The following is a 13,197-nucleotide window of genomic DNA, read 5'->3' as shown; positions in this document are numbered from 1 at the left end:
CTAGGCCGCCTTTTCCTTGGCCTTGCGCGGCAGATGCGCAACGATGTTCTCGATGATGCGCATGCCGGCATTGTGGCCGAGCGTCATGATCGACTCGGGGTGGAACTGCACCGCGGCAATCGGCTCCTTGCGGTGCTCGAAGGCCATGATGACGCCTTCCTCCGTCTCGGCCGTGACGACGAAGCCGTCGGGCAAGCGCACCGGATCGGCGAAGATCGAGTGATAGCGGCCGACCGTCACCTCCTTGGGCAGGCCGGAAAAGATGATGCCCGGCTTCGACACGCGGATGCGCGACGGCTTGCCATGCATCGGCACATGCAACTGGCGCAGCTCCCCGCCATAGGCTTCGGCCAGCGCCTGCAGGCCGAGGCAGACGCCGAAGATCGGCAGGTCGCGCGCGCGCGCCCGTTTGATGGTGGCGGCGCAGTCGAAGTCCTTCGGCGTGCCGGGGCCGGGCGACAGCACGACCAGGTTTGGCTTCAGCCGGTCGAAGACCTCGTCCGGCACCGGCGTGCGCACGGTCGAGACATTGGCGCCGGTCTGGCGGAAATAATTGGCCAGCGTGTGGACGAAGGAGTCCTCGTGGTCGACCAGCAGGATGTTGACGCCGTCGCCGACGCGCGCGGTGGAGCGTTCGGTATCGGCGGCATTGCCTGACTTGGCGTCGCGGATGGCGGAGAGCATGGCGGATGCCTTCAGTTCGGTTTCAGCTTCTTCTTCCTCGGGAATGCTGTCGAAGAGCAGCGTGGCGCCGGCGCGCACCTCGGCGATGCCGTCCTTGATGCGAATGGTGCGCAAGGTCAGGCCGGTGTTCATGTCACCGTTGAAATTGACCATGCCGATCGCCCCGCCATACCAGGCGCGTGGGCTCTTCTCGTTCTGCTCGATGAAGCGCATAGCCCATAATTTCGGCGCGCCGGTGACAGTGACCGCCCAGGCATGCGACAAAAACGCGTCGAAGGCGTCCATGCCTTCGCGCAGCCGCCCCTCGATGTGGTCGACGGTGTGGATCAGGCGCGAATACATCTCGATCTGGCGGCGGCCGATGACGCGCACCGAGCCTGGGTCGCAGACCCTCGACTTGTCGTTGCGGTCGACGTCCGAGCACATGGTCAGTTCGGATTCGTCCTTCTTCGAATTGAGCAGCTTCAGGATCTGCTCGCTATCGGAAATGGCGTCGTCGCCGCGCTTGATCGTGCCGGAGATGGGGCAGGTCTCGACCCGGCGGCCGTTGACGCGCACGAACATTTCGGGCGAGGCGCCGATCAGATACTCGCCTTCGCCGAGATTGATGAAAAATGAATAGGGCGAGGGGTTGATGGTCTTCAGCTTGCGGGAGATGTCGGAGGGCGGCGTCTCGCAGCGCTCGTAGAACATCTGGCCGGGCACGACTTCGAACAGGTCGCCGCGCTTGAAACTCTCCATCGCCTTGCGCACCAGATTGGCATATTCGCCGGGCTCATGGTCGCCGCGCGGCGGGATGCGGTCGGCGGTCTTGAACGGTTCGACGATTTCGTCGCGCGGCAGGCCTTCCGTCGAAAACCCGTCGCCCGAATAGTCGTAGCGGTCGGTCCAGGCCTTGGTCGAATAGTGGTCGACGACCAAAATCTCGTCGGGCAGGAACAGCACAAGGTCACGTTGGCTTCGTTCGCGCTCGAGCTTGTAGTCGACCGGGTCGAACTGGAAGGCGAGATCGTAGCCGAAGGCACCGTAGAGGCCGAGATTGGCGTCTTCCTCCGTCTTGAACAGAGCGGTGATGGCGCGCAGCACGGTGAAGACGGAGGGAACGCGGCTGCGTTCTTCTTCGGTGAAGACACGGCCGGGCTCGGCCACGTCGAGGCGGATCAGGCTCTTCGACGTCTCGGCGACCGTCACGTCGTCAAGGCCGCCAAGCGCCTTGCCGATCACCGGCAGAAGCACCTCGCCACGGCTGTTCAGCGCCTCGATGCGCATGGCGCGGCCGCGCGCCGAGATCACCAGCGGCGGGTCGATGATGGCGGTGTCCCAGCGCGTGTAGCGGCCGGGATATTCGTAATTCGAGGAAAACACGGCGCCGCGGCGCGCGTCCAGCCCGTCGATATAGGCGTCGATCGCGCCTTCGTAAGGCCGGTCGTGGCGCTCGCGGGTAATCGTCACGCCACCTGCCGTGACGAAGCGCTCCGCCCCGTTGTCCAGAATTTTCGTCGTCATTGCCGTCTCCATCTTGGGGCAACGGACCCGGGGCATGCCTAGAAAAACAAATGGCCGCCCGGACATTCCGTTGCGGCCACCCTCTATTTTCACGCGCACGCGTTCGAACAGGCCGCTGTCAGCGAGCCCACCACCAAACGGTCTTGATCGAGCGCATGTTCATGGGCAATTCCAATAGCGGCGATTGAACGGCCGCGCAACTGGATTCAATGGAGGGGAAGGGGAGGGCCCGGGGAAGGGCTTGAGCCTCAGTCCTCCAGCGTCCCCGACCTTGCATCGGCGCTCTTCCTGTCGCCGACCAGCTTCAGCAGGTCTTCGCCGGCGCGGATGATGCGCCGGGAACGCCGCGTCAGGATGACGCCCGCCTGAGGCGCGAACACCTGCGTGCGGCCGCCGGCTTCGCCCGGTGCATGGACGATGGTGGCGAGCAGTGCGCCCTTGGCGACACGGTCGCCGGGCTTCACGTCATAAAGGATCGCGCCCGCCCGGGGCGCCGGCATCATGTCGATGTTTTCGAGCGGTGCGATGATACCGGTGAAAGAGCTTGGACCGGTAAAAGAGTTGGGACCGGCAAAGCCGCCGGGCGCGGGCAGGGCCTGATCCTGGATCACGCCGCGCGCCACCAGCAGCCGATAGAGCCCTTTGGCGTCGGAGCCGGCCAGAGCGCCGTCGACATCGAGTATGCCGCGATACTCGACCGTGGTGGCGACGCGCCGGTCGAACCGCGCCACTTCGGCCGGCGCCTTCAGATACGGCATGATCGAGGCGCCCTCGAAGGTGCCGTCGGTATCTTCATCCCACAGCACCACCGCATCGACACCCATGGCGGCCGCGCAATCCGCCATCGCCGGCCACAGGCTGGCGTGGACGTAGAGATAGGCGAGGCCCTCGTCGTCGCAATGCAGGTCGAGCACAATGTCGTGGCCGATCGACAATTGCAGCAGCCGCGTCTTCAACCGCTGATCGGCCGTGCCAAGCGTGGTGTCCGGCAAGAGCGCCGTGTCGGGCGCGGCCAGCAGCGGAAAGCCGCGGTTGAAGTTGGTGCGCGTGCCCAAGTGGAAACGGCCCTGATGCTCGCCGAAATGATACTGGGCACGGCCGATCGGATTGGCTTGGGGTACGATGGTGATATCGCCCTTGATGCGGCCTTCCGCTTCGGCCTTTTCAAGCAGCGGCATCAGCGCATCGATGGCGACGACGCCCGGCAGTTCGCCGGCATGAAGCGCCGCCTGCAGATAGGCTGACGGTGCCGCCTCGTCCGCTCCCTCGAAGCAGAAAACCGGGAATTCGTAGGAAACGCCTTCGGTGTCGCCGGCGATGCGTTCGATCGATTTCTGCATGGAATGCCTCCAGGAAAGGGGGCCGAACACATGCCCTTTCCCCAATACGCTGTCGATTGGTCCAGTCCGCGGCGCTATGGGCGCAACGAGCGCCGAAGCGCCTACCATTTAGGCCAGCGGCTTCAATTCCTGGGCTATGGTGGGCAGAAGTTCCGAGACGTTGGGGTGGATGTGCATGGCGCGCGCCAGCGTGCTGACCGGCGCCTTGGCGTACATCAGGTCGAGCACGCAGTGTATCGCCTCGTCGCCACCGGGGCCGAGCACCGAACAGCCGAGGATCTTATTGCTGTCGGCATCGACCAGGATTCTCATGAAGCCTTGCGTCTCGCCTTTCTCGACGGCGCGGCCGACGCGGGTCATCGGCCGCTGGCCGACCAGCGCGCGACGGCCGGATTTCCTTACCGCAGCCTCCGTCATGCCGCAGCGGCCGAGCGGCGGATCGATATAGAGCGCATAGGCCTCGATGCGGTCACTCACCTTGCGCGGATCGTTGTCGAGCAGATTGGCGGCGACGATCTCGTAGTCGTTGTAGGAGGTATGGGTGAAGGCGCCCTTGCCGTTGCAGTCGCCCATCGCCCAGATGCCGGGCACGCTGGTGCGCAACTGGTCATCGACGACGATGAAGCCGCGTTTGTCGACCTCGACGCCGGCCTTGTCCAGGCCGAGATCGTCGGTGTTGGGAGTCCGGCCCACTGCCAGCAGCACATGCGAGCCGACCGCCGCCGCCTTGCCGGCGGAGAAAGTCACGGCGATGTCGTTGCCCTGGCGGGCGAATCTGATGTCGTCGGCGCCGAGATGGACCGTAATGTCTTCGTTTTGGAAGATGGACAAAATGGCGTCCGAGACATCCTCGTCCTCGCGGCCGATCAGCCGCGGGCTTTTTTCGATCACCGTGACCTCCGAGCCAAAGCGGCGGAACATCTGCGCGAATTCGAGTGAGATGTAACTGCCGCCGACGACGACCAGATGGCGCGGCAACTCGTCGAGATCCATCATCGACGAATTGGTCAGGTAGTCGATGTCGTGGACGCCGGGCAGGTCGGGCACCGAGGCGCGGCCGCCGGTGTTGAGGAATATCTTCCCGGCGCTCAGCACGTCGTCGCCGACGCGCACCATGTTGGCGGCAACGAAGCGCGCATGGCCGCGATAGAGCGTGCATTTGTCCATGCCGGCGATCCAGCTCTCGAGGTTGCCGCGGGCGTCGTTCGACACCTTATCCTTGCGCGCCTTGATCGCCTTGTAGTCGACGCCGACCGGGCCGGAGAGCGTCACGCCGTAGTCGGCGGCGCGGCGGGCCAGATGCGCGGCATAGGCGCTGGCCACCATTGCCTTGGTCGGCATGCAGCCAGTGTTGACGCAGGTGCCGCCGACCAGTTTCCGTTCGACCAGCGCTACGCTCATGCCGGCCGCCGTCAGCCGGCCGGCGAGCGGCGGTCCGGCCTGTCCGGCGCCGATGATGATGGCGTCGAATGTCTTCGCCGTCATGCCACGGCCGCCACGATCAGCAGGCCGCCGACGATCGCCACCGCGTCCTCGATAAGGGCGGCTGGCAGGTCCTTGCCGAAGGCGGCGGCCAGGCGTTTGCGTAGCTCGGCGCCGCCCAGCGTGCCGATCACCGCGCCGATGGCGCCGGCGATCAGGCCGCCGATAGTGGCGCCGCCGGTCGCGCCGATCACCGCGCCGGTGAAAGCGCCCATGACGATGCGCGCGCCGAACTGCTGCGGCACCTTGCGGCTTGGCGTCGACGGCAACTGGTCGGTGACCAGTTCGACGATGGCCAGGATGGTGAAGATGCCGACGGCGATCCAGTGGCCCATGAAACCAGCCCAGGTGCCGGCAACCGGCAGCCAGCCGAGATACGCGCCCCAGGCGACGGCGGCGGGCGCCGTCATGGCGCGCAGGCCGGCGACGACCCCGATCAGAAGTGCGAGAATGTAAAGCATGATTGACCCCCTCGATCACCGGGCCAGGACAGTCCGACAAGAGCAGGCTAGCATAGGCTTGGCATTTGACCAGTGGCGGCGTCCACGCTGGCGCTATCCAGTTTGCATTGACTGTGCTTTGGAACGATTTTGGGACAGGAGGCGCGCCATGGCTGGAAGTGAACGCACAAGAATGGCGGCGGGCGAGTGGTACACGTGCCTCGATGACGAACTGGAGACGTTGCGTGTCATCGCGCGCGATGCGATTTTCGAACATAACAGCCTGCCGCCTGGCCGCCGCGGCAACATCGGACCGGCGCTGAAATCACTGCTCGGCGCAGCAGGTGAGGGTGCGCGCATCGAGGCGCCGTTCCACTGCGCTTATGGCTTCAACATCTTCCTTGGCGACGGCGTCTTCCTCAATGCCGGCTGCACTATCCTCGATACGGCGCCAGTTCGTATCGGCAAGGGAACGTTGCTCGGCCCCAACGTGCAGATCTATTGCGCCGAGCACCACAAGGAGGCGGCGGGTCGAAAGGCGGGTCTGGAGATCGCGAAGCCGGTCGAGATCGGCGAGAATGCCTGGATCGGCGGCAGCGCGATCATCCTCGGCGGCGTCAGCACCGGCGACGGCGCCATTGTCGGCGCGGGTGCCGTGGTGACGCGCGACGTGGCGGCAAACACCACGGTGGTCGGCAACCCGGCGCGGCCGGTCAGGCGCGGCTGAGCATCTGGATCAACGCGAGGCGGCGTGCGCGTCCTGATAGGCGCTCTTCGAGAATTCGCGCCGGTACTGCACGGGTGAGGTCCTGAGCCGCGCCGCGAAATGCTGGCGCAGCGAGGTGGCGCTGCCGAAACCGGCCTCGAAGGCAATCGTGTCCATCGATTTTTCCGTTGCTTCCAGCAGCCGCTGCGCCAGCGCGACGCGCTGGTCGATCAGCCAGTCGCCGAAGCTGGTGCCGATCGATTTTTGAAAGCGGCGCGTGAATGTCCGTCGGGTGAGGCCAGCGGCGTCGGCGACGCTGTCCACGCTGTGCGCCTCGCCCAGCGTCTTGCGCACCGTGTCGAGGGCTTGTGTGAAGCGGTCCGCATTCCCGGTTCTGGCGATGGGACGTTCTATGAACTGGGCCTGCCCGCCTTGCCGATGGGGAGACAGGACGATCTGCCGGGCGAGCCGAAGTGCAGCCTCCGCGCCGTAGCGGGCCCGTACGATGTGGAGACAGCAGTCAAGCCCGGCGGCGACGCCGGCCGATGTCATGACATCGCCATTGTCGATGTAGAGCACGTCCGCGTCGACGATTATGTCGGGATAAAGCGCCTTAAGCTGCTCGGTATAGGCCCAGTGCGTCGCGGCTCGCTGCCCCGAAAGCAGTCCGGTCGCCGCGACAGCGAATGTGCCGAGGCACAGGCCGACAATCAATGCACCGTTCCGGTGCGCTCGCCGGAGCGCCTCCACCAGAAACGCCGGTGGCGGATCGTCGAGGTCTCGCCAGCTTGGGACGATCACAATGTCCGCGCCGTCGAGGCTGCCAAGCCCATGCGGCGCAGTCACGGTCAACCCTGCCTCGGTATGGATCGGCCCGCTTTCGATCGCGCAGATGCGGAAGTCGAAGCGCGGCAGGCCGAGCGCGGTGCGATCCTCGCCGAACACCAGGCATGGCACGGAAAGGTGGAATGGGCTGATGCCATCGAAGGCGATGGCGGCAACGATTGGATCGGTCATGGGAGCACCAGTGAGGGTTGGTCCGGATTGTCCCAATTCTTTCGAATAATGTCAATCGGGACACTTTTGCGATCCAGCGGCAGGCCTATCCTCGACCCATCGAAGCCAGACGGGAAAGGAAAACTCCATGTCCGAACCAACCAGCAGCACGACGCCACGCCGCGCCCTCATCGTCGTCGACATCCAGAACGACTATGATGGCGGCAATCTCGCCATCCAGCATCCGCCGTTCCGCGACAGCGTCATCAACGCAGCACGCGCGATGGACGCGGCCGCCGAGGCAGGTATCAAGGTCGTGGTCATCAAGCAATTGGCGCCCGAAACGTCACCGGTTTTCGCCAGGGGCAGCCACGGCGCCGAATTGCATCCCGAGATATCAAGGCGAAGCCGTGATCACTATGTCGAAAAGACCTTACCAAGCGCCTTCACCGGCACGGACCTCGAGGACTGGCTGCGCGCCAACGCCATCGATACGATCACGGTCGTCGGCTACATGACGCATAATTGCGATCTGTCGACCATCATCCACGCAGTCCACATGGGCTTTGCGGTGGAGTTCCTGTCCGACGCCACCGGTTCGGTGCCCTATGCCAACAGCGCCGGCTATGCTTCGGCAGAGGACATCCACCGGGTGGTGACCGTGATCCTGCAGTCGCGCTTCGCCGCCGTTCTCAAGACCGCCGAATGGATCGACTGCCTGAAGACCGGCGCGCTGCCCGAACGTGACACGATCCACGCCTCCAACCAGCGCGCGCTGGCACGGAACGCGGCATAGGCAGGCTCAGCCGAGATTTCTTGAGGTGTATTGATGTTCGGCCGGCCCGCAAACGGTGGTCTTCCGCGTTCCGGTACTAACACCAATTGTTGAAATCGGTGCTGCCCCTCATCGCCCTGCCGGGCACTTCTCCCCGTGAAGAACGGGGAGAAGGGACTTGGCCGCAACGCTGGCGCCCCCTCTCCCCGTTCTTCACGGGGAGAGGGTAAGGGTGAGGGGCAACGCCAACGCCTGGAATGGGCAAGTGTGACGGTCGAATTCAAACCCGTCTTCGACTTCGTCTCGGCACCGGAATAAACAGCCCTTAAAACAGGCCTTCGATCTGGCCCATCTCGTTCAGCAGGATCTTTTCCGAGGACGGCGCCTTGGGAAGGCCGGGCATGGTCATGACCTCGCCGCAGATGACGACGATGAAGCCGGCGCCGGCCGACAGCCTGACCTCGCGCACCGGCACGGTATGGCCGGTCGGCGCACCGCGCAGGTTTGGGTCGGTCGAGAAGGAATATTGCGTCTTGGCCATGCAGACCGGCAGATTGCCGTAGCCGGCGCGCTCCCAGGCGTGGAGCTGGTCGCGCACCGACTTGTCGGCGATCGCTTCGGAACCGCGATAGATGCGCTGGACGATGGTGTTGATCTTCTCGAACAGCGGCATGGCGTCGGGATAGAGCGGCGCAAACTGCGACGCGCCGGATTCGGCCAGCGCCACCACCTTGTTGGCGAGCTCCTCGATGCCGGTCGAGCCGTTGGCCCAGTGCTTGCACAGGATCGCCTCTTCGCCCATCGAGGCAACATAGTCCTTCATCGCCTGGATTTCAGCGTCGGTGTCGGAATAGAAATGATTGATGGCGACCACCGCCGGCACGCCGAACTGACGGATGTTCTCGATGTGACGGCCGAGATTGGCGCAGCCCTTCTTGACCGCCTCGACGTTCTCGTGGCCGAGGTCTTCCTTCTTGACGCCGCCGTTCATCTTCATGGCGCGCACGGTGGCGACGATGACGGCTGCCGCCGGAGTCAGGCCGGCCTTGCGGCACTTGATATCGAAGAACTTTTCGGCACCGAGATCGGCGCCGAAACCGGCTTCGGTGACGACATAGTCGGCAAGCTTCAGCGCCGTCGTGGTGGCGACGACCGAATTGCAGCCATGGGCAATGTTGGCGAAGGGGCCGCCATGGACGAAGGCCGGATTGTTCTCCAGCGTTTGCACGAGGTTGGGCTGCATGGCGTCTTTCAGCAGCACGGCCATGGCGCCGTCGGCCTTGAGGTCGCGGGCATAGACGGCCGACTTGTCGCGGCGATAGGCGACGATGATGTCGCCGAGGCGCCTCTCCAGATCCTTCAGGTCGGTGGCGAGGCACAGGATCGCCATGACTTCCGAGGCGACGGTGATGTCGAAGCCCGCTTCGCGCGGGAAACCGTTGGCGACGCCGCCGAGCGAACAGATGATCTCGCGCAGTGCCCGGTCGTTCATGTCCATGACGCGGCGCCAGACGACGCGGCGGATATCGATGCCGAGGTCGTTGCCCCAATAGATGTGGTTGTCGATCAGCGCCGAAAGCAGATTATGCGCCGTGGTGATGGCATGGAAATCGCCGGTGAAGTGGAGGTTCATGTCCTCCATCGGCACAACCTGCGCATAACCGCCGCCGGCAGCACCGCCCTTGACGCCGAAATTGGGGCCGAGCGAGGCCTCGCGGATGCAGACGATCGCTCGTCTGCCGATGCGATTGAGTCCGTCGCCAAGGCCAACTGTCGTCGTCGTCTTGCCTTCGCCGGCCGGCGTCGGGTTGATGGCGGTGACGAGGATCAGCTTGCCGTCCTTGTTCGCCTTCACCGAGTTGATGAACTCGGCGGAGATCTTCGCCTTGTCGTGGCCGTAAGGCAAAAGGTGCTCGCTCGGAATGCCGATCTTGCGGCCGATCTCCTGGATCTGCTTCTTGTCGGCGGCGCGCGCGATTTCGATGTCGGACTTCACTTCGGCCATGGCGGCTTTCCTCTGGATTGGACGGTGGAGGGGACGGGTTTGATCAGTGTGGTCGCAAGCCTGTTTGAAACAGCCCGGCACTGCAGGCGCGGGCACGTTCTAACCCTGTCGCTGCCGTGGCGTCAACTTTCATGCAACTATGTTTCCTATGAAGAAAGACTGTTCTGGTTTCCCGGTCGACCTGTCCCGGGTCTTCGCGCCCGGTTGTCGCGCCGTATAGAAGCCAGAGCACGCGCCGTTTTGCCGTCTCAAAACAGCCGCGGAATGCACGGAATGCGACAGGCTCAAGCGCACTGGGCGCTGCGAGCGGTTGCGCTAATATGCGCCGATCTGGCGCAGCAGCCCCAGGCCGTCAAGTTGACCGAAATGTTCGACCACGACGCCGTTCTCAAGCCGATCGATGTGGATCACGCCAACCGAGACGCAGTTTCCGCTCGGCTCGACGCCATGAAAGATGCCGGTGTGCGTGCCCTGAAAACGACAGCGCGTAACCACTTTGTCGGCGGCGCTGACGTAGTCGTCGATGACGTGATGCCCGTCCGGGAATCCAACGAAGAATTCGGCCAGGGATTTCCGCCAGTCATCGAAGCCGATCGGGTTGGCGCTGCCGAGATGAACGGCGAGATCTGGAGAGACCAGGCTGGACAGTCTATCCCATTCCTGCGCATCGATCGTGGCGTAGAAGTTTCGAGCAAATTCCCGGATATGCATCTCGTGTCCTCGCTGGCTGTGCCCCGCGGTTGAACGACGAGGAGACGATCAGGTTCCGCTCCCGGAGATACGCAGCCGAACTATTGCGTCAGCACGTTGCTGATCTCGACCAGGTTCGAGCGCACCCTCAGTATGTAAAAGCCCATCGTGGTCAGATGCGTCGGCAGCAGCCAGCCATCCTCGCGGCCATTGGCGATGATCAAGGGCTGGATCTTCAGGGCCGAGACGAATTGCGCATCCATGGTGTCCCACAGATTCTGCAGGTGCTTTTCCTTGATCACGTCCTCAAAATCGGCCTCGGCACCCTTCATCAGCCCGTAGTAGGCATAGAGCTGGCCATAGGCGAACCAGTAGCGGTCATCGGCGCGGAAGTCGAACCAGCCATTGTTGTGGTTTTCGGAACGCTCCTTGAGGATGGCGGAGGTCGAGCCGATGTCGCTGGCGATGCGGTCGAGATACTGCTTAAGGTTGTCGGCGCGGGCGTCGAACACCGCCTGGCAGGTTTCCAGCCGGGCATTGAAGGCGCGAAGCTTGCGCACGGCATCGCGATAGTAGCTCGGCGTCGGCGTCTTCGGGCCGAAGGGGCTGATGCCGAAATACCAGGTCTCTTCATCGAACTGCAGATTGCCGCGCGCGTCCTGCAGGTCGGCATCGATCTGCGATGTGGTGCGGACGCGGCCGAGATTGTCGGCAAGCTCGGTCGCCGTGCGCCGCACCGCCTGGTTGATGCCGCGCTGGAACGAGGCCTTGTTGTCCATGAACGGCGTGTGGTCCCAGTCGATGCCGAACAGGCCAAGCTTGTAGAGGATCATCGACGAGATCCAGGCATTCTGGTTGACGTTGAAGTCGGTGAGGTCGGCTGCCACCTGGGCTATGCCTGAGTTTCCGCAGGTCCTGGCGGTGTCGGTGCCGGCGCCCGCCGCTGTCTGCTCGCCAGCGGAGACGTTACGGGTCTCGAACGTATATGTGCTGACGTAGTTCGGGTTGAAATTGTTCCACCACTGGGTGGCGTAGAAGAAATTGGCATAGAGGCCGATCAGCACGAGCAGTGCGAGGCCGAGCACCGCCTTCAGGATCCAGCCGCGCTGCGCGTACCAGCGCCCGGCCCACATGAACGGCCACAGGATCACGCCAATGACGAAACCGATGCCGCGGCCGATCCACTGGAAAATCCAGGTGAAGAAATTCACGATCGGATCAAGCATGGCAATGTCACCCCCTCGTCAATCAGTCGGTCATTCAATCAGTCAGGCCGTAGAGGCGTGTGCGAAACGTCGCCTTGTCTTTCAGATATGTGGTTTTCAGAACGTCCACAACATGCGATCGCCAGGCGTCGCTGAAGCCGCCATAATCCCTGTAGAAGCCCGGTTTGTTGAAGACATAGCGCGAGACGAAGTCCTGTGGCACGAAATCCGAGATCAACTGGTTGGTCAGCCAGGCGTCGGCATGGTCGGGCTTGGCCCGGATCACCAGGAAACGCTGCTGCGGGAACACGTCCTCGATGTTGAGACGGCCGAGGTGAGCGATCTCGCGCTTGGCGGCGTTGAGGAAGGGAAAATTGCCCTCCCTGGTGATGAGGTCGGTATGGCCATGGATCCAGGTCTGCAGCCAGACCTTGTCGACGTCGGTCAGATTGCGGTCGGGCTCGGCGTCGCGGATCAGCGCGCGCACCACCATTTCGGCGCGATGTTCGAGATAGCCTGACGTTTCGATCCATGAGGCACGCGGCAGCTCGATGCGGCCGGTGGCGGCGAGGAACTTGAACACCCTGTCGGCATCGTTGATCGAGAGGTAGCTTACCTGCCACGGTCGCGAGCGGCGGAAGCCGGGTGCTGCCGGGTCGCTGATCACGGTCGTCATGTCCGGGTCGACGAACACGTAGAGCCCACCGAAATGGCTGGTCCAGTAGGCGCTGTGGCGAAAGATCACCTGATCCGGCACCAGCGCGTTCTCGCGGATGTCGCCGCAGATCTTGGCCAGTTCCACCATGCGGGTGAGCATGGCGTTGTCGCGCCAGGCGTCCGGCTCCTGCTTCAGCCGGTCGACGAGCTTGCCGAGTTCGGCGGCCTTGCCGAGCACGTCTTCCGCCGACAGCACCTTGAACTCGACCTGGTTGATCGACAGCAGATCCTCGATGTCGTCGACCTTGGGGACCGAATCCTCGATCTCGCCGTAGATGACGTCCTTGATGGTCAGCGCGTCGATGGCGCGCTGGTTCTTCGACATGAACTCGAACATCAGTTGCGAGGTGTTGGAAAAGGCGGTGTGCACCACCGGCAGGTCGATCTGCGACGGCGTCAGAATGATGAAGCGGCGGTTGATCTCGTTGGGATCGAGATAGTTGTAGTCGCCGCATTCCTCGGCCACCTGCGGCGAGAAGCCGGTGCGGTCGATCTCGAAGCTTTTCAGCTTCGTCGGCTTCAGGCCGAAGGCAGCCATGGCCTTGTTGTAGCGCTGGATGAGATGCGGCTCGTCGACGGTCAGCAGCCGGCCATAGATCAGCTCGTTCTCGCGCAGCAGCTCGGATTTCCTGGCGGGGCTCATCTATCCCT

The 13,197-nt window shown here is 63.5% G+C and carries 11 protein-coding genes; 2 read left to right on the top strand and 9 right to left on the bottom strand.

From position 1 onward, the window contains the following. The 4 genes from EJ066_RS01135 to EJ066_RS01120 form a co-directional block, all read right to left on the bottom strand. Entirely contained in the window at positions 1-2,190 is a 2,190-nt protein-coding gene (locus EJ066_RS01135) for an anthranilate synthase (protein WP_126034429.1), read from the bottom strand. A 248-nt stretch (positions 2,191-2,438) separates the two neighbouring features. Further along, positions 2,439-3,530, bottom strand: a complete 1,092-nt coding sequence (locus tag EJ066_RS01130; protein WP_126034428.1) for a succinylglutamate desuccinylase/aspartoacylase family protein — start codon at positions 3,528-3,530, stop codon at positions 2,439-2,441. 108 nt (positions 3,531-3,638) lie between these two features. Then, positions 3,639-5,015 (bottom strand): FAD-containing oxidoreductase, encoded by a 1,377-nt coding sequence (locus EJ066_RS01125; protein ID WP_126034427.1) that lies wholly within the window; start codon positions 5,013-5,015, stop codon positions 3,639-3,641. Continuing rightward, a complete protein-coding gene (locus EJ066_RS01120) occupies positions 5,012-5,473 on the bottom strand; it encodes a DUF4126 domain-containing protein (RefSeq protein WP_126034426.1) in 462 nt (153 codons plus the stop codon). Before EJ066_RS01120 ends, EJ066_RS01125 begins: the two co-directional genes overlap by 4 nt. Before the next feature lie 148 nt (positions 5,474-5,621). On the opposite strand from EJ066_RS01120, the gene EJ066_RS01115 reads away from it, so the two are divergent. Further along, the gene (locus tag EJ066_RS01115) at positions 5,622-6,179 is read left to right on the top strand and encodes a sugar O-acetyltransferase (RefSeq protein WP_126034425.1); all 558 of its coding nucleotides are present in this window, start codon (positions 5,622-5,624) and stop codon (positions 6,177-6,179) included. 9 nt (positions 6,180-6,188) lie between these two features. On the opposite strand, the gene EJ066_RS01110 is transcribed toward EJ066_RS01115, so the two are convergent. Beyond that, complete coding sequence (locus EJ066_RS01110; protein ID WP_126034424.1) at positions 6,189-7,175, bottom strand: helix-turn-helix domain-containing protein; 987 nt, start codon at positions 7,173-7,175, stop codon at positions 6,189-6,191. A gap of 127 nt (positions 7,176-7,302) precedes the next feature. On the opposite strand from EJ066_RS01110, the gene EJ066_RS01105 reads away from it, so the two are divergent. After that, positions 7,303-7,950, top strand: coding sequence for a cysteine hydrolase family protein (locus tag EJ066_RS01105; protein ID WP_126034423.1), 648 nt, complete (start codon positions 7,303-7,305; stop codon positions 7,948-7,950). A 304-nt stretch (positions 7,951-8,254) separates the two neighbouring features. On the opposite strand, the gene EJ066_RS01100 is transcribed toward EJ066_RS01105, so the two are convergent. From EJ066_RS01100 to EJ066_RS01085, 4 genes are all read right to left on the bottom strand, one after another. Continuing rightward, complete coding sequence (locus EJ066_RS01100; RefSeq protein ID WP_126034422.1) at positions 8,255-9,934, bottom strand: formate--tetrahydrofolate ligase; 1,680 nt, start codon at positions 9,932-9,934, stop codon at positions 8,255-8,257. A gap of 315 nt (positions 9,935-10,249) precedes the next feature. Then, on the bottom strand, positions 10,250-10,645 hold the full coding sequence (locus EJ066_RS01095; RefSeq protein ID WP_126034421.1) for an ester cyclase: 396 nt from the start codon (positions 10,643-10,645) through the stop codon (positions 10,250-10,252). Positions 10,646-10,725: 80 nt separating this feature from the next. Next, the gene (locus EJ066_RS01090; protein ID WP_126034420.1) at positions 10,726-11,850 is read right to left on the bottom strand and encodes a DUF2333 family protein; all 1,125 of its coding nucleotides are present in this window, start codon (positions 11,848-11,850) and stop codon (positions 10,726-10,728) included. 34 nt (positions 11,851-11,884) lie between these two features. Continuing rightward, positions 11,885-13,189, bottom strand: coding sequence for a DUF6638 family protein (locus tag EJ066_RS01085; protein WP_126034419.1), 1,305 nt, complete (start codon positions 13,187-13,189; stop codon positions 11,885-11,887). Positions 13,190-13,197: the final 8 nt, after the last annotated feature.

The organism is Mesorhizobium sp. M9A.F.Ca.ET.002.03.1.2, assembly GCF_003952365.1.
In the GTDB taxonomy this organism is placed as follows: domain Bacteria; phylum Pseudomonadota; class Alphaproteobacteria; order Rhizobiales; family Rhizobiaceae; genus Mesorhizobium.
The sequence above is the reverse complement of the archived record's forward strand: the minus strand, read 5'-3'. Positions and strand labels throughout refer to the sequence as shown.